The following is a 21381-nucleotide window of genomic DNA, read 5'->3' as shown; positions in this document are numbered from 1 at the left end:
ACCAAGCCCGTTAAAAACGCCAAAGGAAAATAGGGGACTGACTGACGAATCGCCAGATTCTAAGCCAGGACATCTTTTTCCCGCAGCGTTTAGGGCGTGTTCAGTTCAGCAAGATACAAAACCCGTTCAAGCTCACAGCAAAAAGACGGTAAGTCCGAAATCTTTGATTTCGCAGACGCCTCCCTGCTAGGACGGCTAGAAGGTAAGGTCTTTTTCAATTCACAGCAGGTTATTTGACAAACATAGCATCCCCGAAGCTAAAGAAGCGGTAATTTTCTTCAATGGCATGATGGTAGGCCTCTAAGACAAATTCTTGTCCGGCAAAGGCCGAGACCAGCATAATGAGGGTTGACTTAGGCAGATGAAAATTGGTTGAGAAAGCATCGACAATTTGGAACTGATAGCCGGGTTTGATAAAGATATCCGTCCAGCCTGAATCAGCTTGAATCTGCCCCTTATATTTCTGGCCAATTGTCTCCAAGGTACGAATTGAAGTGGTTCCGACAGCAACAATACGGCCGCCCTCAGCCTTGACTTGCCGCAGGGTCTGAGCAGCCTCTTCAGAGAGCGTATAGAATTCAGAATGCATTTTATGCTCCTTAATATCATCAGCCGCAACAGGCCGGAAGGTTCCCAGACCCACATGCAGTGTAAGATAAACCAGCTTAACTCCTTTATCTTTGATTTTCTGCAGGAGCTCCTGAGTAAAATGCAGTCCGGCTGTCGGTGCAGCTGCCGATCCGTTTTCTTTAGCGTAAACAGTTTGATAGCGTTCACGGTCCGATAGTTTTTCATGGATATAGGGAGGCAGCGGCATTTCTCCCAAGCTTTCCAAAACTTCCAGGAAAATCCCGTTATAGCTGAACTCTACCAGACGTCCGCCTTCTGGCAGTTCCTTGACAACCGATGCTGTAAGCCGGCCGTCCCCAAAACTTATCTCACTGCCTGTTTTTAGCCGTTTGGCTGGTTTAGCTAAAACTTCCCATTGATCTCCCTGAATATTTTTTAGCAGGAGGAGTTCGACATGGCCGTGTGTTTCTTTTTTCTCACCATGAAGACGAGCCGGAAGCACTCTTGTATCATTCATGACAAGAGCATCTCCCGGATTTAGCTCATCTATAATATGATCAAAATGACTGTCAAGTATCTTATGGGTTTGGCGGTTAATTATCAGAAGTTTGGAAGCATCCCGCTTTTTCAGCGGCGTCTGCGCAATCAGCTCTTCTGGTAAATTAAAATCAAAGCTGTCAGTTTTCATTATTTCTCCTATATACATAATAGTCAGCCTTTCTATTATAACACGAAGAAAGAAAATAAGGACATATGAGTTTAAAGCAAAATAACAGAATGGTTATTTGTAATGATTCTAAATAAATGTTATAATAAAACTAAAATGAAAGGGTGATTTTATGCTTATCAGAAATTATGCAAAATCGATTGTCTACGGCGGTATGGATGGCATCATTACGACCTTCGCAGTTGTAGCTGGTTCTGTAGGGGGAAATTTAGGCTTGGCAGCGATTATCGTTTTGGGATTTTCTAATCTTTTTGCAGATGGTTTTTCTATGGCTGCGGGAGACTATTTAAGTTCAACCACTGACAAAAGTGTTGATAGCAGACGGGCCTTAAAAAACGCCTTGGTGACTTTTGTATCCTTCAATCTCTTTGGACTCATTCCTTTGCTATCTTATTTATTACTGGATCGATGGCCGATTTTTCAGAATCACACTTTTTCCTTGGCCTGCCTCTTAGTCTCTGTTGCTTTGATACTGCTTGGCCTAGTTAAAGGGACTATTACCGAGGAAAGCAGGGTCAAAGAAATCCTGCGTACACTGTTTGTTGGATTGCTAGCAGCCTTATTTGCTTATTATGTCGGCCAATTCTTGGGGGGCTTGATTGAGCACTAAGATTTTTTCTGTTTTTTCTTGACAAAAATCGGTCTATACCATATACTGAAGATAGCACTTCGGTATAGACCAAAAGGAGGACGGATAATGAAAGTTTTCACGGTAAAGGATCAGGAAGAAGGCGCTCAGCTGGCTTTTAATCTTTTGAAAGAAAAACTGGCAGCCGGAGCTAAAACACTGGGTTTAGCTACCGGAAGCACGCCTTTGGCTTTCTATCAAAAAATAGTTGCCAGCGACCTTGATTTTTCAGAAATAAGAAGTATTAATCTGGACGAGTATGTGGGGCTGGCGGCTGATGACCCCCAATCTTACCATTTTTTTATGAATGAGGTCTTATTTAAGTTTAAACCCTTCAAAGACAGTTTTTTGCCTGACGGCAGTGCCGCAGACAGCGATGCCGAAATCAGACGCTACAATCAGCTTCTTAAACAATATCCTATTGATTTTCAAATTCTGGGGCTAGGCTCAAACGGCCATATCGGTTTTAATGAACCAGGGACATCTTTTGACTCGCAGACTCACTTGGTGGATTTGACTGACGAAACAATTCAGGCTAATGCCCGCTTTTTTGATAAGCCGTCAGATGTTCCAAAGCAAGCTCTTTCTATGGGGATTGCCTCCATTATGGCCGCAGAAACCATTGTCCTGATGGCTTACGGCCGGCAAAAAGCAGAAGCAGCAGCGCAGATGATAAAAGGTCCTGTAAGCGAGATGCTTCCGGCCAGTGTTTTACAAAAACATAGTGATACGGTTGTTATTCTGGATGAAGAAGCCGCTTCCTTATTATAGTGACTAATCAAGGCCAAGCCTCCCGCAATTTTCGGGAGGTTTTTTATAAAGGGCTCAAACAGACTTATTCGCAAAACAAGCTTATTTTTTAAAATGAAAGTTTTTTTCGAATAATAAGGTGGAGGGTGTTCATGTTAGTTGCACTTGATGATAAGGGAAAAACTGTCAATTTATTAAGGGATTCTCCCACTAAAGACAAAGCCTTTTTTTGCCCGGCCTGCAGGGCTCCGCTGCAATTGCGTTCAGGTCAGATTATTCGGCCCTATTTTGCTCATATCAGCCGTGAAATCTGCCGTTTTTACCATGAAAATGAGTCAGCAGAGCATCTGAGCTTAAAGGCAGAGCTTTACAGGAGTCTTTCTCGGACAGAAAAAGTCAGTGTAGAGCAGTTTTTACCGGACTCCGGTCTGATAGCTGATCTCATGGTCAACCATCGGCTGGCTTTAGAAGTGCAGTGCAGTCCTTTACCATCTAAACGCCTAAAAGAACGGACCCAGACCTACCTTGGTGCAGGTTATCAGGTTTTGTGGCTGTCAGGCCAGCGTTTGTGGCTGGGACAGTCTATTACTGAACTGCAGAAACATTTTCTGTGTTTTTCACAAAATATGGGTTTTCATTATTGGGAATTAGACCGAAAAAGGCAGGAACTTCGCCTGAAGTACTTAATTTACGAAGATTTACACGGCAAGCTGCATTATTTAACAAAGACCTGTCCGTTTACAGGCCATCTTCTGGATTTTTTGCGCCTCCCTTTCAAAGCTCAGCCGCTTGTTTCTTATAAAGTAAAAATGGACAGCCAGCTTTTGTTCTATATCCAAAAGCAGCTCTATTATGGCCATTCTAGATGGAGGAAGAGGCAGGAGAAGGCTTATTTGCAGGGATCCAATTTATTGGTAAAAGACCTGAACGATTTTTACCCGCAGGTCCGTCCTTTTGCGGGCAGCCAGCGATTTTGCCAGATACATCAAGACTTATCAGACTTTCGTCAGGCTTTTTTTGCCTATTATCGCAAACAAGGTGCTAAAAAAGAACAAAGACTCTTTCCGCCTGCCTATTATCAAAAATCTAAATCCTGGTTAAATTGACATCCTTCCCTGCAGTGGACAGTGAAAAGACAAAAATTCACTAGAAACTGCCTTCAAAAGAAACTGGAAATATTATTTAAGAAAAAGACTCTGCATACAAAAGTCAGGGTCTTTTTAGCTGTCAGCTATCAAAGTTGCCATACAGTCTGGCTATTTATGAATTGCATTTTTATTGCCGAATAGTTTTTGCTTAAACCGACCAAGTCATTTTTATGGTAAAATAAAACAGTAAATGACAAGATGCAAATAACTGTCTCTAAAATTTGAAAAGAAAAAAGCTGAGGGATTAGTCAGCCTTAATAAGCAGAATAGAGGTTTAAACGCTGCGGGGATACCGTATAACCGCCCAAATTTGGTAATAGGACAGTAAAGAAACCTTATAAACTGAGGTCTTAAGTCACTGATTACCAGCCGCACCTTTCTAGTCGTTCTGGCAGGGGTGCGTCTGCGAAATCGAAGATTTCGGACTTACCGCCTATTTTCCTTTTGCGTTTTTAACGCCCTTTGTATCTTGGTGAATTGAACGCGCGGCCTAAGCTCTTTGCAAAAAAGATAAAACTTCCTAGAGTCTTAACGACTCTTCGTCAGTTTTCCTATTTTTGCTGTGAGCTTTATACGGCCTTTGTATCTTGGTGTTAAAAGGAGTTTTTATGTCAGATAATCGCAGTCATATAGCTAAAGAGTATCAGTGGGATTTAACGACTGTTTTTCCGACTGACGGTGCTTGGGAAAAAGAAGTAGAGGAGCTGGCGGCTGAAATTGCGGCAGCTGGTAAGTATGCCGGTCAGCTGCTGGAATCCGGTCAAAAACTTCTTGAAATTACAGAAGCGCAGTTGGCTCTATCCCGACGTGTGGAAAAGGTCTATGTTTACGCCTCAATGAAAAATGATCAGGATACGACGGTGGCGAAATATCAAGAGTTTCAGGCTAAAGCGACAGCACTTTATGCACAGTTCAGTGAGGCTTTTGCCTTTTATGAACCGGAATTGCTGACTTTGCCGCAGGATGATTTTGCTGCTTTTATGGCTGAAACACCAGCTCTGTCGGCTTACAGTCATTTTTTCGACAATCTTTTCCGCAGGCAGCCTCATGTTTTATCGCAGGCTGAAGAAGAACTTCTGGCCGGTGCTCAGGAGATTTTTGGTGCTGCCGGTGAGACCTTTGAAATTCTTGACAATGCGGACATCGTTTTACCTTTTGTTACCAACAGTGACGGCCAGGAAGTACAGCTGACTCATGGGAATTTTATCAGCCTGATGGAGTCAAAAGACCGTTCTGTCCGCAAACAAGCTTATGAAGCCATGTACGCTGTCTATGAACAGTATCAGCATACTTATGCCAAAACGTTGCAGACAGCGGTTAAGAGTCATAATTATCAGGCGCGGGTTCGCCGGTACAGCAGTGCGCGCCAAGCAGCTCTGTCAGCCGACTTTATCCCTGAAAGTGTTTATGAGATTTTGATTAAGGTTGTTAATAACCATCTGCCTCTGCTTCGTCGCTATGTGAGGCTGCGGCAGACCATCCTCGGACTTGATGACCTGAAAATGTATGACCTTTATACGCCCCTGTCACAGACAGACCGGTCTTTCAGCTATCCGGCTGCACGCGATAAAGCAGCACAAGTCCTTGCTGTTTTTGGCAAAGAGTATTCGGAACATGTTCACCGGGCTTTTAACCAAGGTTGGATTGATGTTTATGAAAATAAGGGGAAACGTTCCGGTGCTTACTCAGGTGGTTCTTATGATACCAATGCCTTTATGCTGCTTAACTGGCAGGACACCTTAGATAATCTGTTCACTTTGGTGCATGAAACCGGCCACAGCATGCATTCAACATTCACTAGAGAAAATCAGCCATATGTTTACGGCGATTATAGTATCTTTCTGGCAGAAATCGCTTCTACAACTAACGAAAATATTCTGACTGAAGCTCTTCTGCAGGAAGCGACTTCGGACAGCGAGCGCTTTGCCGTTCTTAATCATTACTTAGATGGTTTTAAAGGAACCGTGTTCCGCCAGACTCAGTTTGCTGAATTTGAACAGCTGATTCATGAGGCCGATCAAAACGGCGAGGTCCTAACCAGCGACTATCTTAGCAGCCTTTATGCAGAACTGAATGAGAAATACTACGGTTTGTCAAAAGAGGATAATCGTCTGATTCGCTATGAATGGGCACGGATTCCGCATTTTTATTATAATTATTATGTTTACCAATATGCGACAGGTTTTGCAGCGGCTAATTACTTAGCGGATAAAATAATGCATGGACGGGCGGAAGATAAGGCTAATTATCTGACTTTTCTAAAGGCTGGGAATTCGGAGGATGCGCTCAATGTTATTCGAAAAGCCGGACTGGATATGACTGATGAAGCTTATCTTAACACTGCCTTTGCTGTCTTTGAAAAACGTTTGGAAGAATTGGAAAAGTTAGTTAGAAACAGCTGACTTTAAACCCAAGTGCTTTTTGTTATAATTAAATATTATGGTTAAATTGTATAGTAAAAAGGCTAATCCCAATATGAGGCGGCCTATTGTCAAAGAAGAAATAGTTGATTATTTACGGACTCAGCAGAAGCCTAATACCGGCTGCTTAGCTGACTTAGAGCAGTTTGCCCAGCAGGAGAATATCCCGATTATCCAGCCGGAAGTTGCTGCCTATTTTCGTTTCTATCTCCAGATGACAGCGCCACAAAAGATTCTTGAAATCGGGACTGCAATTGGCTATTCAGCTCTCCTGATGGCAGCCAATGTTCCTGAAGCTAAAATCACTAGTATTGAGCGCCATGCAGAAATGTTTGCGCTGGCTCAAAAAAATGTTGCTGCCTATGATCTGAAGGAACAGATTACTCTTATCAAGGGAGATGCAGCTGAAGTGCTGCCGGTTTTAGAGGAAGAGTTTGACTTTGTCTTTATGGATTCCGCCAAGTCGAAATATATAGAGCTGCTCCCTGCTGTTTTTGATCGGCTCGAAGTGGGGGGTGCTGTCATTATAGATGATATTTTTCAGGGGGGCGATACCCTTAAGCCGATAGAAGAAATTGCCAGAGGACAGCGGGCGATTCACCGCGGCCTGCAGCGTCTGCTGGCAGCAGTTCTCAGGCATCCGGATTTGACGGTCAGTCTGCTTCCTCTCAGTGACGGTCTGCTGCTTATTCGAAAAAATACAGCAAAAATCTGCCTGCCTTCTGGTTTAGATTAAGTAAAATTTAAGAAAGTATGTTATAATGGGGGAGTTAGTGACTGATGCTGATGAGTGCGGCTTTTATCAGATGTGCTGATGCGCACTTTTTTCCTAGATTGAGAAGCCATTAGTCCAAATATAAAAAGGAGTTTACTATTGATGAAAAGACGTGGGAAAATTCTAACAGGTCTTGTGACACTGCTTTCAGCTGCAACTCTGGCTGCCTGTTCTTCGACGAATGAAGACACAGACCTGATCACAATGAAAGGTGATACAATCACTGTTGCCGATTTTTATAAGGAAGTTAAGAATACGAGCGCAGCGAAACAATCTATGCTGTCACTTGTTTTGACTAAAGTGTTTGAGGACCAATACGGTGATAAAGTCTCAGATAAAAAAGTGACAGAAAGTTACAATAAAACAGCAGCCAGCTATGGCTCCTCTTTCTCTAATGCTCTTGCAGCAGCCGGTTTGACCGAAGAGTCTTACAAGCAGCAGATTCGCACGACAATGCTGGTGGAGTATGCTGTTGAACAGGCGGCTAAAAAAGAGCTGACAGATGAGAATTACAAATCAGCTTATGAAAATTACAATCCGGAAACAACTGCCCAAGTCATTAAATTAACTGATGAAGAAACAGCCAATTCTGTTCTTTCTGAAGTTAAGGCAGATGGTGCTGATTTTGCAGCTATTGCTAAAGAAAAGACGACAGCTGACGACAGCAAATATGAGTACACATTTGATTCAGCGGATACAACCCTGCCAGCAGAAGTGAGGAATGCAGCTTTTGATCTTGACGAAGGCGGTATCTCAGATGTTATTCCTGTTGTAAATGCTTCTGCTTATTCAACTTCATCTGACTACTATATCGTTAAGACTATCAAGAAAACTGAGAAGGATTCTGATTGGAAAACGTATAAGAAATCGCTGAAAAAAATTATTATGGCGCAGTATGAAAATGATACAAGCTTCCAAAATCAGGTGATTGCCGCTGCCCTTGAAAAAGCTAATGTTAAAATTAAGGATGATGCTTTTGCCGATATTCTTTCAGAGTATGCAACAAGCAGTTCCTCAAGCAGTTCTGATGCTGCGACGACTACAGCAGATTCGACAACTGCGGCAGAGACAACCACTGAAGCCGAATCGGAATAAATGGCTTGACTGCGGTTTTAAAAATAAGTATAATAAAGTGTAATTGAGAATGGATAGTGCTTATAGGTTTACTTCAGAGAGGCAGTGGAGGGTGAAAACTGCCGTAAACAAGTCTATCTTGCTGCTCAATACAGACAATTAAAAAAATAAAGAGAATGACAAGTTCATTGAATGAAGGTGGTACCGCGGTTTTCGCCCTTCGTGAAATGGACTTGTTTTTTTGAAAGCAGCAGTATGAACAAATTTTTTACATAAAGCAAAAATTTTGGACCTTAGGCGGTCAGTTTGCTATTAAAGATGGTTGAGGAAATTCCCGCTATATTGTGACAGGTATTTATGGAAGCTCCCAAATAAGCAAAAAGATGCTGACTTTTTTCCTAAATTTGATACTGAACTTGCCGGCACAGTCGTTTTCAGATTGTCAGGGAGTTTGAACTGTCAGTTGAAGGTGATGCTTGGAATAAGAATTTTCGGCTTTATCAAGAGGAGGCGCTGCTGGCGCAAATTGCTTAAGACTAGCTGACAATGCCTTCAGCTTAGCCTGATAGCGGAGTGGGAATTTTGTGATGTCCTTAGTTACTGCTATCGGCTGTGTTAAGGCCAATCAGGCTGCTGCAAAATCTCATGAGTAAAAGAAAGGGATATTGATGAAAGAAATGACAAGTGCCCAAGTGCGGCAAATGTGGCTGGATTTTTGGCAAACAAAAGCGCATGCTATCGAACCATCAGCTAATTTGATTCCAGTGGATGATCCGACTTTACTGTGGATTAACTCGGGGGTTGCCACCCTAAAAAAATATTTTGATGGTTCAGTTGTTCCGGAAAATCCTCGTATTGCCAATGCTCAAAAAGCGATTCGAACCAATGATATTGAAAATGTCGGTAAAACGGCACGTCATCATACCATGTTTGAAATGCTGGGGAATTTTTCGATTGGTGATTATTTCCGTGAACAAGCAATCAAATGGGGATTCGAGCTGCTGACCAGCCCTCAGTGGTTTGATTTACCTAAGGATAAACTTTATATGACTTATTATCCGGATGATAAGGAATCCTACAATTGCTGGCTGTCCTGCGGAGTTGACCCCAGTCACTTGATTCCTCTTGAGGGAAACTTCTGGGAAATCGGAGCTGGTCCTTCCGGCCCTGATACAGAAATCTTTTTTGACAGAGGGGAAGATTTTGATCCGGACAATATGGGTATCCGCCTTCTGGCAGAAGATATTGAAAATGATCGTTATATTGAAATTTGGAATATTGTTTTATCTCAATATAATGCGGATCCGGATTTGCCGCGTTCGGCCTACAAGGAACTCCCTAACAAGAATATTGATACTGGTATGGGTTTGGAGCGTATGGTAGCCATTCTCCAAGGGGCTAAAACCAATTTTGAAACGGACCTTTTTCTTCCTTTAATCCGGGAAGTGGAAAAGATTTCCGGCAAGGTTTATGATCCAGACGGCGATAATATGAGTTTTAAAGTCATTGCCGACCATATTCGGTCTCTGACCTTTGCGATTGCTGATGGTGCTTTACCGGGAAATGAAGGTCGAGGTTATGTCCTGCGGCGTTTGCTGCGCAGGGCCGTTATGCACGGACGCCGGCTTGGGATTAAAGACCCCTTCCTTTATCGGCTGGTTTCCATTGTCGGACGGATTATGACCTCATATTATCCCGAAGTTCTTGAGAAAGACGCTTTTATTGAAAAGATTATTAAGCGTGAAGAAGAGACATTTGCCAGAACCATTGATGCAGGGACAGTTCACTTAGAACAGGTTCTGAGCCAGCTGAAACAGCAAGGCAAAGATACTCTGGACGGTCAGGCAATCTTTAAACTGTACGATACCTATGGCTTCCCAGTTGAACTGACAGAAGAACTAGCCGAAGATCAAGGGTTTAAGATCGATCACCATGGTTTTCAGACAGCCATGAAAGAGCAGCAGGAACGGGCGCGTGCCGGTGCAGTCAAAGGCGGATCGATGGGGATGCAGAATGAAACATTATCCGGTATTGTTGAATCATCTGTTTTTGACTATGATAAAGAAGAATTAACCGCCAACTTATCAGTTCTGATTGTCCATAATGAACGGGCAGAAACTGCAGCAGACGGTCAGGCCTTTCTGGTTTTTGACCGAACACCTTTCTATGCAGAAATGGGCGGTCAGGTAGCCGATCACGGTGTGATTAAAAATAAAGATGGCGACCTTGTAGCTCGTATCACAGATGTTCAAAAAGCCCCTAACGGTCAGCCTCTCCATACAGCTGAGATTTTATCTGAACTTTCGGTTGGTCAGACCTATACACTTGCAATTGATCATGACAGACGCTATCGTGTCATGGCTAATCATACAGCAACTCATTTGCTGCATGCCGCTCTGCATAATGTTTTAGGCGATCATGCAAGACAGGCAGGCTCTCTCAACGAAACCGATTTTCTGCGTTTTGACTTCACTCACTTTGAAGCTGTCAGTCCAAATCAGCTTCGTCAGATAGAAGAAGAAGTGAATCAGCAAATTTGGAAGGCTCTTGCTGTCAAAACGATTGAAACCGACATTGATACGGCTAAATCGATGGGGGCGTTGGCCCTCTTTGGTGAAAAATACGGCCGGCAGGTGCGTGTGGTTACAATCGGGGATTATTCTGTCGAACTGTGCGGCGGCACTCACCTTAAAAATACATCGGAAATTGGTTTATTTAAGATTCTTAAAGAAGAAGGCATTGGTTCTGGTACCCGACGTATTTTAGCTGCTACTGGTCCGCAGGCCTTTGCGGCTTACCGTGAGACTGAAGATATTCTTAAAACAGTGGCTTTCAATATCAAGTCTCCTCAGCTTAAAGATGTTCCGCACAGAGTAACAGGTCTGTTAGAAGAACTTCGTCAGCTGCAAAAGGAAAATACAGAACTTAAGGAAAAAGCAGCTGCAGTTCAGGCAGAGTCAATTTTTACAGATGTTAAGGAAGCAAAGGGCATCACTTATGTTGCCGCTCAGGTTCAGGCATCTGATGCCGCTGCTTTGCGTACTTTTGCGGATAAGTGGAAGCAAAAAGATTACTCAGATGTTCTTGTTCTGGCTGCTCCTATCGGTGAAAAAGTCAGCGTTCTTGTTGCCAGCAAGAAGGACACTGTCCCTGCTGGCCAACTGATTAAGCAATTGGCACCTATTGTCTCCGGCCGAGGAGGCGGTAAGCCAACAATGGCTATGGCAGGAGGGACAGACCCATCAGCCATTTCTGCTTTGCTGGGAGCGGTAGCAGATAATCTGCCGCTAAAAGGTTAGAAATGCGGGACTGCATCAGACAGCTGCAGAATCAAAAAACTTTTGGCAAAGCAGTTTTTTCTTGTTTTTGAACCTAGCAGTTTTGATAAAAAACACCTGAAAAGGCTATTGCATTTTAGCTTTCAGGTGTTTTTAAATAGTATTAAAGTAAGAACGAATGGCATCCGTAGGTTTTCAGTATTTCCAATTTTTTCTTACTGTCAGAATTTTGTTCAGGCTGTCAATAAAACCTTTATGTTTTGAGTGATGCTCTCATACAAAATCTGGCGGCGCGAGATGAATGATTAGCTTTTCTTGAGCTTGCAGTCAAACTTTATAATGGATATAATAAAGATAAATGATTGCAGGCTGTGCTGCAATTGTCTGAGTTTATGAGGTGAAAAGATGCGGATAGCTTTAGTACAGATGCCAGTCTTTTATAATAATCCTGAGCGAAATTTTGCTGCTGTTTCAGACTTGCTGGAGAAAGCAGCGAAAGAAGAGACCGATGTTATAGTGCTGCCGGAGATGTGGAATACGGGCTATGCATTGGCCAATTTAGATGAAATTGCTGATAAAGATGGCCGGCAGACACAGGCTGTTTTAGGAGAATTTGCCAAGCGGCATGCTGTTAATATTGTGGCCGGTTCGGTAGCGGTTCAAAAGACCGATGGTTTTTATAATACCACTTATATTTTTGACCGTAAGGGTGATTTAATCGGGGAGTATGCCAAAGCCCATTTATTTGGTCCGATGGCTGAAGACCTCTACTTACAGTCCGGTAATCAGGTGAGCCAGTTTAAGCTTGATGGTAGTATGGCTTCTGCCGCTATCTGCTATGATTTGCGCTTTCCTGAATGGATACGCACGATGATGGCTGGAGGCAGCCAAATTCTGTTTGTTGCAGCTCAGTGGCCTAAAGAGCGTATTGAGCAATGGGAAATACTGCTGAGAGCGCGGGCAGTGGAAAATCAGGCTTTTGTGGTTGGGGTTAATCGCGTCGGCGAAGATCCTCAGCATCATTTTTCTGGGCATTCCCTAATTATTGACCCGCTTGGGCAGGCGGTGCTGCAGGCTCCGGACAATAGCTCAGGGATATATAGGGCTAGTCTTGATTTTTCCCAGAGCGATTCTCTGCGTAGCCAGATTCCTGTTTTTGCGGACAGACGGCCGGAACTATATCATTAGAAGAAGCTTTGATTTCCCTTCAAATAAGCTGGTTTTTATCTTATAAACATGCTATGATAGGTTTATCAAAAATGAAATGCTTTATGAGGACACATAATGAAAATAGTTTTAAATAGTTTAAAAGCTCTCGGTCTGATTCTTCTGTCATTAGTCTGCAACGTCATACCGCTCTTCTTATTAAGAGGACAAAAAGAGCTTTCTCCCCTGATGCAGTGGCTGCTGGGGCTGCTTTACCTTGTCTTTGTTGTTTGTGTCATCTATGTTTTATGGACCTTTCACAAGAAATACGAAAGCGATAGGGTAAAACAGCAGAAAATAAAAGGAATCGATCTGGGCATCGCTTTATTGTTCTGGCTGGGAATGCGGGTAGTGGCTATTATAGGAACAGTTATCAATCAAGTTTATTCCGGTCAGGAAACAACAGCTAACGATGCAGCTTTGCAGAGTATGACTTCTTTTTTTAGTGGAGGCTTCTTTTTCTTTACCCTGCTTTATGTGCTTTTAATCGGCATTATCGGTCCAATTATTGAAGAGCTGGCCTACCGGGCTTTTCCTGAACATTTCTTATTTAAAGGACATAGCAGACTCCTGGCCGGCTTTGTGACGACCGTTGTCTTTGCCTTGCCGCACTCGACCAATCTCATTGAATTTCTAACCTATGCCGGAATCGGGCTGCTTTTATATTTGGCTTATCAGCGCCGGGGCAATATCAAGGATTCAATTTTGGTCCATATTTTAAACAATCTCCCTGCAGCGATTTTTTTGCTTTTTTTATGAGAGATGTGATAACTTGCGCTTGAATTGCTGAAATAAGAGAGTGAGACAAAAATCGGTAAATCGTCATAAAGTAACAATTTTGATTTTGTTGTCCTGCCTCCGAACAGTTTGATTAGGAAGAGATAAGAACTTCCAATCAAAGCTCATATGTCTAAAAAAATAAAACGAGGCAGGACTTTTGTCCCAACTCTTTTAAATCTTTTATCCTAAGCAGTCTTTATTGAGGCTGCTTTTTTCTGTGCGGGCGAAATTTTCCTTGACTTATGTATAATTATACGTTAAAATGAATAATATCTTAAAAAGGAGTCATAGAATGAAAGTATCGATTGTTGGTGTTACAGGTTACAGCGGTTTAGAGCTGGTTAGACTTTTGAATAATCATAAAAATGCAGAGATTGTTTCTATTCATGCCAGCAAAGATATTGGCAGTTCTCTTTCTGATATTTATCCCTACTTAAAAGGAATTTGTGATTTAAAAATTGATGCTGTCGACAGTCAATCAATTATGGAAAAAGCCGATCTTGTTTTTCTGGCGACGCCTAGCGGTGTTGCTAAAGATTTAGCCTGTGATTTTGTTGCGGCTGATTTTCCGCTTATCGATTTATCAGGCGATCACCGTTTGCCCGCTTCGCTTTATGAAAGATGGTATCAGAAAACCGCTCAGACAGACAGTGTGTTGGCTCGGTTTACCTATGCTTTGAGTGAATATACGGATTTAAAGGGAAAAAGATTTATTGCCAATCCCGGCTGCTATGCGACTGCAGCAGAATTAGCCCTCATTCCCCTGCTTAAAGCTCAGGCGATTGATCTGACTTCGATTATTGTAGACGCTAAAAGCGGCTTGACTGGCGCTGGGAAAGCTCTTTCGGCTTCCAGCCATTTTGTCAATGTCCATGACAATTATGTGACTTATAAGCTGAACCGTCATCAGCATATTCCAGAAATCGTGCAAGAATTGCAGCTCTTTGACAGTCAGCTGCAGCATATTCAGTTCTCGACCTCTCTCTTGCCGGTCAATCGCGGAATTATGGCGACTTGCTATGTGAAATTAAAGCAGCCTCTGTCGCATGAGGCTATTACAGCGCTGTATCAAGACTGCTATGCGGATAAATTCTTTGTTCGAATTCAGCAAGAATTGCCGGAGCTGCACAATGTTATCGGCTCTAATTTTGCGGATATTGGTTTTGCTTACAATCCGCCGACTAATGTGCTGACAGTCGTATCTGTTATTGACAATTTGATTAAAGGGGCAGCAGGCCAAGCTGTTCAAAATTTTAATCTGATGTGCGGTTTTGATGAAAAAACAGGACTGCTGGCTGTACCAAGCTATTTATAAAAAGGAAAATAGAAAAGATGAAAATTTTTCAAGGAAATATTGCCAGTCCGCTGGGATTTTCAGCAGATGGTCTGCATGCGGGTTTTAAAAAGAGAAAATTGGATTTTGGCTGGCTGGTATCTGAAAGGCCAGCCAGTGTTGCCGGTGTTTATACGACCAATAAAGTTGTTGCTGCGCCTTTGGTTGTAACGCGTTCAGCGATTGAAGAGCATGGCCAAATGCAGGCGGTTGTCGTCAATTCCGGTGTTGCCAATTCCTGTACAGGCAGCCAAGGATTAGCGGATGCCTACAGTATGCAAAGACAGGCTGCTGAAAAATTGAAGCTTGAACCACACTTGGTTGGAGTGGCTTCTACCGGTGTCATCGGCGATTTGCTGCCTATGGATAAACTGGAGAAGGGGCTGGAAAAAATCGTCATTAACGGAAATGCAGACGATTTTGCCCAAGCAATTTTAACAACGGATACCATAACAAAGACAGTAGCTGCCAAGGAAATGTTTGGCTCTGATGAGGTCACTATGGCCGGAGTAGCTAAGGGCTCGGGCATGATTCACCCTAATATGGCCACTATGCTTGCTTTTATCACCTGCGACGCTAATATTTCCAGCCAGACCCTGCAATTGGCTCTGCGGCAAAATGTCGAAACCACTTTTAATCAGATTACTATAGACGGTGATACCTCAACTAACGATATGGTCCTTGTTCTTGCCAACGGCTGCAGCGGCAATCAGGAAATTCTGCCTGAGACAGCAGAATTTGAGAAGTTTTCGCAAATGCTTTCTGCTGTCATGACTGACTTAGCCAAAAAAATTGCAAAAGACGGAGAAGGGGCGACTAAGTTAATTGAAGTTCAAGTCGTAAATGCCCCAGGTAGCAAAACGGCCCGTATGCTGGCTAAGAGTGTTGTCGGATCCAGTCTGGTTAAAACAGCTGTTTTTGGCGAAGATCCGAATTGGGGACGGATTTTAGCCGCAATAGGCTATGCCGGAGCAGATATCACAGTGGATAAGGTTGATATTTATTTAGGACCGATACCGGTCCTGCTCAGTTCAAATCCTGTTGCTTTTGATGATGAGGAAATGCAGGATATTATGCAGGATGATGAATTGGTCATTAAGGTTGACTTGCATAACGGAAATTCTAAGGGAACAGCATGGGGCTGTGATTTATCTTATGATTATGTTAAAATCAATGCGCTTTACCGGACTTAATCCTCCTTATCCCCGGATTTTTGGCCAACTGTGAAAAGCTAATTGCCTTATAAAAAGGAATGAAAAGTTATGAAAGATGTGATTGTTATCAAAATCGGCGGGGTAGCCAGCCGGTCTTTGACTGCAGATTTTCTGAATCAAATCAAGATATGGACAGATGCAGGAAAAGCTGTTCTCATTGTACATGGTGGCGGCTTTGCCATCGATCAGATGATGAAAGATCATCAGCGGCCGATTCAAAAAGTCAATGGTCTGCGAGTGACAGCAAAGCTTGATATGCCGCTGATTAAGACGGCCTTGACCGAAAGAGTCGGAAAAGCTTTGGCGCAGCAGCTAAATCAGGCTGGAATCAATGCCTTAACGGTTGATGCAGATTTACAGGAGATTGTTCAGGCAGATTTTTTGCAAAAAGACCTTTACGGTTATGTCGGACAAGTAAGCGCTGTGGTTAAAGCGCCCTTGTTAGATTTTTTGGAAAGGGGTTTAGTGCCGCTCCTGCCTTCTTTAGGCTACAGTCATCAAGGGGAAGTTCTGAATATTAATGCTGATTATCTGGCTAGAGCTGTGGCTCAAGCTCTGTCGGCCGAAAAATTCATTTTAATGACAGATGTCCCAGGGGTTTTAGAGAAGGGGACAGTACTTGAGCACCTGCCGCTCAGCGCTATACAGAAAAAAATTGCTGACGGAACCATAACAGGCGGTATGATTCCCAAGGTTGAAAGTGCAGCAGAAACAGTGCTTGCAGGTGTTGAGCAAGTTTTAATCGGAGACCGTTTAAATCGTGGAACACTCATTCAAAAGGGGTAGCTATGGGAAAACTTTTTCAAAATTATAAAAGAGCTGATGTCGAATTTATTAAAGCTGAGGGAAACTATTTATGGGATCAAAAGGGCAAATCCTATCTTGATTTTGCAAGTGGAATCGGAGTGACCAATCTGGGTTTTCACCCTTATGTCAAGGCCGCCCTAAAAAAGCAAGCTGAAGAAATCTGGCACAGTCCTAATCTTTATCGCAACAGTCTGCAGGAAGAAGTAGCAGACAAGCTGATTGGCGGCTATGATTATTTGGCCTACTTTTGTAACAGTGGCGCGGAAGCCAATGAAGCAGCTATTAAGCTGGCCAGAAAAAGCAGCGGCAAGCAGGAAATCATCAGTTTTAAAAACTCTTTTCACGGGAGAACTTTCGGTTCCCTTTCTGCCAGCGGCCAAGAGACCATCAAAAAGGGATTTGGTGATGGTGTACCGCATTTTTCTTATGCTGTTTTGAATGATTTGGACAGCGTCAAGCGACTGGTTACGGAGGATACGGCAGCTGTTATGCTGGAATTGGTGCAGGGAGAATCAGGTATTCATGTAGCAGATAGGACTTTTGTCAGTGATTTAGCAGCCTTTTGCCAGCAGCAGGAAATTTTATTAATCGTTGATGAAGTGCAGACAGGTATGGGACGGACAGGCCGGCTTTTTTCCTTTGAGCATTATGGGATTGAACCTGATATTTTTACCTTGGCAAAGGGTTTGGGTAATGGCTTTCCCGTCGGTGCCATGCTTGGCAAGTCTGCCTTGGGGTCAGCCTTTTCTTATGGCAGCCATGGTTCTACCTTTGGCGGCAACAAACTGGCAATGGCTGTCAGCTCGGCTGTACTTGATGTCCTGCAGGGCGATAATTTTTTACAAACGGTGCGCTTAAATGCCGATATTCTTCAGCAGAAACTCAAAGCAGCTCTGGCCGATCTGCCGCTTGTGACCGATATTCGAGGATTGGGCTATATGATTGGTATTGAAAGCAAAGCAGATTTGGCTGATCTAGTTGCTGGTGCACGGGCCAGAGGCCTGATTGTTTTAACGGCTGGCAGCAATGTTCTGCGGCTCCTGCCTCCTTTGACTCTGACAGAAGAGCAAGGAGAGCAGGCTGTTGCTGTTTTACAGGCAGTGTTTCAAAAAGATAGGCAGGACTGAGTTTTTTAAAGACCTGAAGGAGCTGTTAACAGTATCGGCTATTTTCAATCTAAAAAAGAGTGAAGGGAAACCGCGCCTTCAAAATCATCGATTTTCCTTTACTCTTCTTTTAGGCTGGAGGAGATTTTATTTACAGATATCAGGCCATTTTTATTCCCAACTTTAACAAAAGGCAGCTGGGACGAAAGTCCCAGCTGCCTTTTGCATGAGAATAGTTTTTATGACAGTCCGTAATTATAATCATCGTCCCTCATCGCCTCAACACTGCCAAGCAGATAGCCGTTGCCTACCTGGCTGAAGAAATCATGATTGGATGTTCCTGTAGAAATACCATTCATTACAATCGGGTTCACGTCATTGGCTGTGTCCGGAAAGAGCGGATCCTGCCCCAAATTCATTAGGGCTTTATTGGCATTATAGCGCAAAAAGGTCATGACTTCCTCCGTCCAGCCCACTGTTTCATATAGGGTATGCGTATAGCGTTCTTCATTTTCATAGAGCTGATAAAGGAGATCGTACATCCAGTCGCGAAAGTCACTCTGCTCTTCCTCAGACAGTTCATTAAAGCCCAGCTGAAATTTATAGCCGATATAGGTTCCATGCACGGATTCATCGCGGATAATCAATTTAATAATCTCTGCCACATTAGCGAGCTTATTATTGCCGAGATAGTAGAGCGGTGTAAAAAAACCTGAATAGAAGAGAAAGGTTTCAAGATAAGTGGAAGCAACCTTTTTTTGCAGAGCATTGCCGTTTTTATAAATATCATTAATGATTTTGGCTTTTTTCTGCAAGTATTCATTGCTGTTTGTCCACTTAAAAATGTCTTCAATCTCAGCTTTCGTATTGAGAGTAGAAAAGATGGATGAATAAGATTTGGCATGAACCGATTCCATAAACTGAATATTGTTGAGAACGGCCTCCTCATGCGGTGTACGGATATCTCCGCGGATCGCTTCGACTCCGGATTCAGACTGCATGGTATCCAGCAGGGTTAAGCCGCCGAACACTTTACCGACCAAATCTTTTTCTTCACTGGAGAGTTTCCGCCAGTCATCAAGATCATTAGATAGAGGAATACGTGTGTCAAGCCAAAATTGCTCAGTCAGTTTTTCCCAAGTTGACTTATCAATAATGTCTTCAATTTCATTCCAGTTAATCGCTTCGTAATAAGTAGTCATCATTAAATCACCCAAAGCCGGGTCAATTCCTTTTGCAGGCCCGGTTTTATCTTTTTGGACACTGTTTCAAAAGACAGTGTCTCTTCCTTTCCATCGTATAGTAAACAGCTAATGCACAGACCAAGAACTCCTATATAGCCAATTAAATGACACAGGATTCACATTGATTAGAGCCAACCTCTTCTCCATCGTCTGTATAGGTACGGACATAATAAATGGATTTAATTCCTTTATTGAAAGCATAGTTGCGCAAAATGGACAAATCACGGGTCGTTTGCTTGCTTTCAGTTTTCCATTCATAGAGCCCTTGAGGAATGTCACTGCGCATAAACAGGGTCAAAGACAGCCCTTGATCCACATGTTCTGTTGCTGCAGCATAAACATCAATGACTTTCCGCATATCCATATCGTAGGCAGAAGTGTAGTAAGGAATCGTATCAGTTGACAGTCCGGCAGCTGGATAGTAAATTTTGCCGATTTTCTTTTCCTGGCGTTCTTCGATACGCTGCGTAATCGGATGGATAGAGGCTGATACGTCATTAATATAAGAAATCGATCCGTTCGGTGCCACAGCAAGCCGGTTTTGATGATAGAGACCGTCCCGCATTACTTGTTCTTTGAGAGCCTGCCAATCCTCAGCCTGCGGAATAAAATGTCCGGCAAACAGCTCTTGCACACGTCTGGATTTTGGCACATACTGGCCGGTTATATACTTGTCAAAATAAGTTCCGTCAGCATATGTGGATTGTTCAAAACCAACAAATGTCTTCTGACGCTCGCGGGCAATAGTGTTGGATTCAACCAGTGTCCAGTAATTAAGCAGCATAAAATAAATATCGGTAAATTCAAGCGATTCTGGGCTGCCGTAGGCTATATGATTCTGAGCCAGAAAAGAATGCAGCCCCATTGCGCCCAAACCAAAGGTATGCGCTTGGCTGTTGCCATGTTTCACTGTCGGAACCGCTTCTATCTGCGATGCATCGGTCACAAAGGTTAAAGCCCGTGTCATAGCTTTGATTGAGCGGCCGAAATCAGGTGAAGCCATCATATTGACAACATTGGTCGAACCAAGATTGCAGGAAATATCGGTTCCCATTTCTACAAACTCCTGCGCATCATTGAGCAGACTGGGTTTTTGAACCTGCAGGATTTCTGAGCAGAGGTTGCTCATTACGATTTTTCCATCAATCGGGTTGCTCCTGTTGGCTGTATCAACATTAATAATATAAGGGTAGCCGGATTCCTGCTGCAGTTTGGAAATCTCGGTTTCGAGATCCCGAGCCTTGATTTTGGTCTTAGTGATATTTGGATTGGCAACCAGTTCGTCATACTTTTCAGTGATATCAATGTAATTAAAAGGTATGCCATATTCCCTTTCAACACTGTAAGGGCTGAACAGATACATGTCTTCATTTTGACGCGCCAGCTCGTAGAATTTATCAGGAACAACTACTCCAAGAGATAAGGTCTTTACACGAACCTTTTCGTCAGCATTTTCCTTCTTAGTTGAAAGAAAGGCGATAATATCCGGATGAAAGACATTGAGATAAACGACTCCGGCTCCTTGGCGCTGCCCGAGCTGGTTGGAGTAGGAGAAGCTGTCTTCAAACAGCTTCATAACTGGTACAACACCAGAAGCTGCGCCTGCAAATCCCTTGATCGGTGCTCCGGCTTCACGAAGGTTGGACAAAGAAATGCCAACTCCGCCGCCAATCCGTGATAACTGCAGAGCAGAATTGATGGAGCGGCCAATAGCGTTCATATCATCTGTTACCTGAATTAAAAAACAGGAGACCAGCTCACCCCGCCGGCTTCGGCCGGCGTTCAAAAATGAGGGCGTTGCCGGCTGATAGCGCTGATTAATCATTTCAATGGCCAAATCATGCGCCAGCTCCTCATTGCCATCAGCAAAATAGAGGGCATTAAACATGACCCGATCTTCCATACTTTCGAGATAAAAATCACCATCATCGGTTTTTAAAGCATATTGCTGATAGAATTTATAAGCAGCCATAAAAGACTTAAACTGAAATCCCTGAGCCTGAATGTCGGCTGCTAATTTTTCAATGAAAGCCGGTGAGTACTTATGAATAAAATCTGACTCAATATAGTCATTATCCACTAGGTAACGGACTTTATCAGTAATGCTGCTAAAGCTCATTGTGTTAGGCTCAACATTCTCTGCAAAAAAAGCTTTTAAAGCTTCTCTGTCCCGATGAAGCGGAATTTGTCCGTTGACAGGACGGTTAATTTCATTATTAAGACGAAAATAGGAAACATCGCCAAGATTTTTGAGACTCATTTTATCTAAAATTCCTTTTATAGTATTACTTTTTACATATAATAAGGCTTCATTCCAATTA

The 21381-nt window shown here is 43.0% G+C and carries 16 protein-coding genes; 13 read left to right on the top strand and 3 right to left on the bottom strand.

The features are described 5' to 3' along the window. Positions 1-229: 229 nt before the first annotated feature. Entirely contained in the window at positions 230-1258 is a 1029-nt protein-coding gene (gene queA / locus A0O21_RS06415; RefSeq protein ID WP_067063117.1) for a tRNA preQ1(34) S-adenosylmethionine ribosyltransferase-isomerase QueA, read from the bottom strand. A 151-nt stretch (positions 1259-1409) separates the two neighbouring features. Between queA and A0O21_RS06410 the strand changes: the two genes are divergently transcribed. The 13 genes from A0O21_RS06410 (at position 1410) to A0O21_RS06345 (ending at position 17837) form a co-directional block, all read left to right on the top strand. After that, positions 1410-1907 (top strand): VIT1/CCC1 transporter family protein, encoded by a 498-nt coding sequence (locus A0O21_RS06410; RefSeq protein WP_067063112.1) that lies wholly within the window; start codon positions 1410-1412, stop codon positions 1905-1907. Positions 1908-1994: 87 nt separating this feature from the next. Continuing rightward, the gene (nagB, locus tag A0O21_RS06405) at positions 1995-2696 is read left to right on the top strand and encodes a glucosamine-6-phosphate deaminase (protein WP_067063108.1); all 702 of its coding nucleotides are present in this window, start codon (positions 1995-1997) and stop codon (positions 2694-2696) included. A gap of 131 nt (positions 2697-2827) precedes the next feature. Beyond that, positions 2828-3781: a competence protein CoiA gene (locus A0O21_RS06400; protein WP_067063105.1), complete on the top strand. Its 954-nt coding sequence runs from the start codon at positions 2828-2830 to the stop codon at positions 3779-3781. Positions 3782-4431: 650 nt separating this feature from the next. Continuing rightward, positions 4432-6225: an oligoendopeptidase F gene (pepF, locus tag A0O21_RS06395; RefSeq protein ID WP_067063100.1), complete on the top strand. Its 1794-nt coding sequence runs from the start codon at positions 4432-4434 to the stop codon at positions 6223-6225. 37 nt (positions 6226-6262) lie between these two features. Beyond that, entirely contained in the window at positions 6263-6979 is a 717-nt protein-coding gene (locus tag A0O21_RS06390; RefSeq protein WP_067063096.1) for an O-methyltransferase, read from the top strand. Between the two features lie 141 nt (positions 6980-7120). Beyond that, positions 7121-8113, top strand: coding sequence for a peptidylprolyl isomerase PrsA (gene prsA / locus A0O21_RS06385; protein ID WP_067063091.1), 993 nt, complete (start codon positions 7121-7123; stop codon positions 8111-8113). Between the two features lie 647 nt (positions 8114-8760). Further along, positions 8761-11391 (top strand): alanine--tRNA ligase, encoded by a 2631-nt coding sequence (alaS, locus tag A0O21_RS06375; RefSeq protein WP_067063084.1) that lies wholly within the window; start codon positions 8761-8763, stop codon positions 11389-11391. Positions 11392-11775: 384 nt separating this feature from the next. Beyond that, the gene (locus A0O21_RS06370) at positions 11776-12558 is read left to right on the top strand and encodes a carbon-nitrogen family hydrolase (protein WP_067063080.1); all 783 of its coding nucleotides are present in this window, start codon (positions 11776-11778) and stop codon (positions 12556-12558) included. A gap of 96 nt (positions 12559-12654) precedes the next feature. Then, entirely contained in the window at positions 12655-13335 is a 681-nt protein-coding gene (locus A0O21_RS06365) for a CPBP family intramembrane glutamic endopeptidase (RefSeq protein WP_067063077.1), read from the top strand. A gap of 313 nt (positions 13336-13648) precedes the next feature. Next, positions 13649-14671: an N-acetyl-gamma-glutamyl-phosphate reductase gene (argC, locus tag A0O21_RS06360; RefSeq protein ID WP_067063074.1), complete on the top strand. Its 1023-nt coding sequence runs from the start codon at positions 13649-13651 to the stop codon at positions 14669-14671. Between the two features lie 17 nt (positions 14672-14688). Continuing rightward, the gene (argJ, locus tag A0O21_RS06355) at positions 14689-15882 is read left to right on the top strand and encodes a bifunctional glutamate N-acetyltransferase/amino-acid acetyltransferase ArgJ (protein ID WP_067063070.1); all 1194 of its coding nucleotides are present in this window, start codon (positions 14689-14691) and stop codon (positions 15880-15882) included. A 69-nt stretch (positions 15883-15951) separates the two neighbouring features. Then, positions 15952-16689 carry an acetylglutamate kinase gene (argB, locus tag A0O21_RS06350; RefSeq protein ID WP_067063066.1) on the top strand — a complete coding sequence of 246 codons (738 nt, stop codon included), beginning with the start codon at positions 15952-15954 and terminating at the stop codon, positions 16687-16689. Positions 16690-16691: 2 nt separating this feature from the next. Continuing rightward, a complete protein-coding gene (locus A0O21_RS06345) occupies positions 16692-17837 on the top strand; it encodes an acetylornithine transaminase (protein ID WP_067063062.1) in 1146 nt (381 codons plus the stop codon). Positions 17838-18055: 218 nt separating this feature from the next. Here A0O21_RS06345 and nrdF read toward each other — a convergent pair whose 3' ends face one another. Next, positions 18056-19018 carry a class 1b ribonucleoside-diphosphate reductase subunit beta gene (gene nrdF, locus A0O21_RS06340; protein ID WP_067065193.1) on the bottom strand — a complete coding sequence of 321 codons (963 nt, stop codon included), beginning with the start codon at positions 19016-19018 and terminating at the stop codon, positions 18056-18058. Between the two features lie 142 nt (positions 19019-19160). Continuing rightward, a complete protein-coding gene (gene nrdE / locus A0O21_RS06335; protein ID WP_067063058.1) occupies positions 19161-21320 on the bottom strand; it encodes a class 1b ribonucleoside-diphosphate reductase subunit alpha in 2160 nt (719 codons plus the stop codon). Between the last annotated feature and the right edge of the window lie 61 nt (positions 21321-21381).

Origin of the sequence: Streptococcus pantholopis (assembly GCF_001642085.1) — a bacterium.
Classification (GTDB): Bacteria; Bacillota; Bacilli; order Lactobacillales; family Streptococcaceae; genus Streptococcus; species Streptococcus pantholopis.
The sequence above is the reverse complement of the archived record's forward strand: the minus strand, read 5'-3'. Positions and strand labels throughout refer to the sequence as shown.

Coding starts and splice junctions, on each gene's coding strand:
- queA (WP_067063117.1), bottom strand. CDS start 1,258: ATGAAAACTGACAGCTTTGATTTTAATTTACCAGAAGAGCTGATTGCG.
- A0O21_RS06410 (WP_067063112.1), top strand. CDS start 1,410: ATGCTTATCAGAAATTATGCAAAATCGATTGTCTACGGCGGTATGGAT.
- nagB (WP_067063108.1), top strand. CDS start 1,995: ATGAAAGTTTTCACGGTAAAGGATCAGGAAGAAGGCGCTCAGCTGGCT.
- A0O21_RS06400 (WP_067063105.1), top strand. CDS start 2,828: ATGTTAGTTGCACTTGATGATAAGGGAAAAACTGTCAATTTATTAAGG.
- pepF (WP_067063100.1), top strand. CDS start 4,432: ATGTCAGATAATCGCAGTCATATAGCTAAAGAGTATCAGTGGGATTTA.
- A0O21_RS06390 (WP_067063096.1), top strand. CDS start 6,263: ATGGTTAAATTGTATAGTAAAAAGGCTAATCCCAATATGAGGCGGCCT.
- prsA (WP_067063091.1), top strand. CDS start 7,121: ATGAAAAGACGTGGGAAAATTCTAACAGGTCTTGTGACACTGCTTTCA.
- alaS (WP_067063084.1), top strand. CDS start 8,761: ATGAAAGAAATGACAAGTGCCCAAGTGCGGCAAATGTGGCTGGATTTT.
- A0O21_RS06370 (WP_067063080.1), top strand. CDS start 11,776: ATGCGGATAGCTTTAGTACAGATGCCAGTCTTTTATAATAATCCTGAG.
- A0O21_RS06365 (WP_067063077.1), top strand. CDS start 12,655: ATGAAAATAGTTTTAAATAGTTTAAAAGCTCTCGGTCTGATTCTTCTG.
- argC (WP_067063074.1), top strand. CDS start 13,649: ATGAAAGTATCGATTGTTGGTGTTACAGGTTACAGCGGTTTAGAGCTG.
- argJ (WP_067063070.1), top strand. CDS start 14,689: ATGAAAATTTTTCAAGGAAATATTGCCAGTCCGCTGGGATTTTCAGCA.
- argB (WP_067063066.1), top strand. CDS start 15,952: ATGAAAGATGTGATTGTTATCAAAATCGGCGGGGTAGCCAGCCGGTCT.
- A0O21_RS06345 (WP_067063062.1), top strand. CDS start 16,692: ATGGGAAAACTTTTTCAAAATTATAAAAGAGCTGATGTCGAATTTATT.
- nrdF (WP_067065193.1), bottom strand. CDS start 19,018: ATGACTACTTATTACGAAGCGATTAACTGGAATGAAATTGAAGACATT.
- nrdE (WP_067063058.1), bottom strand. CDS start 21,320: ATGAGTCTCAAAAATCTTGGCGATGTTTCCTATTTTCGTCTTAATAAT.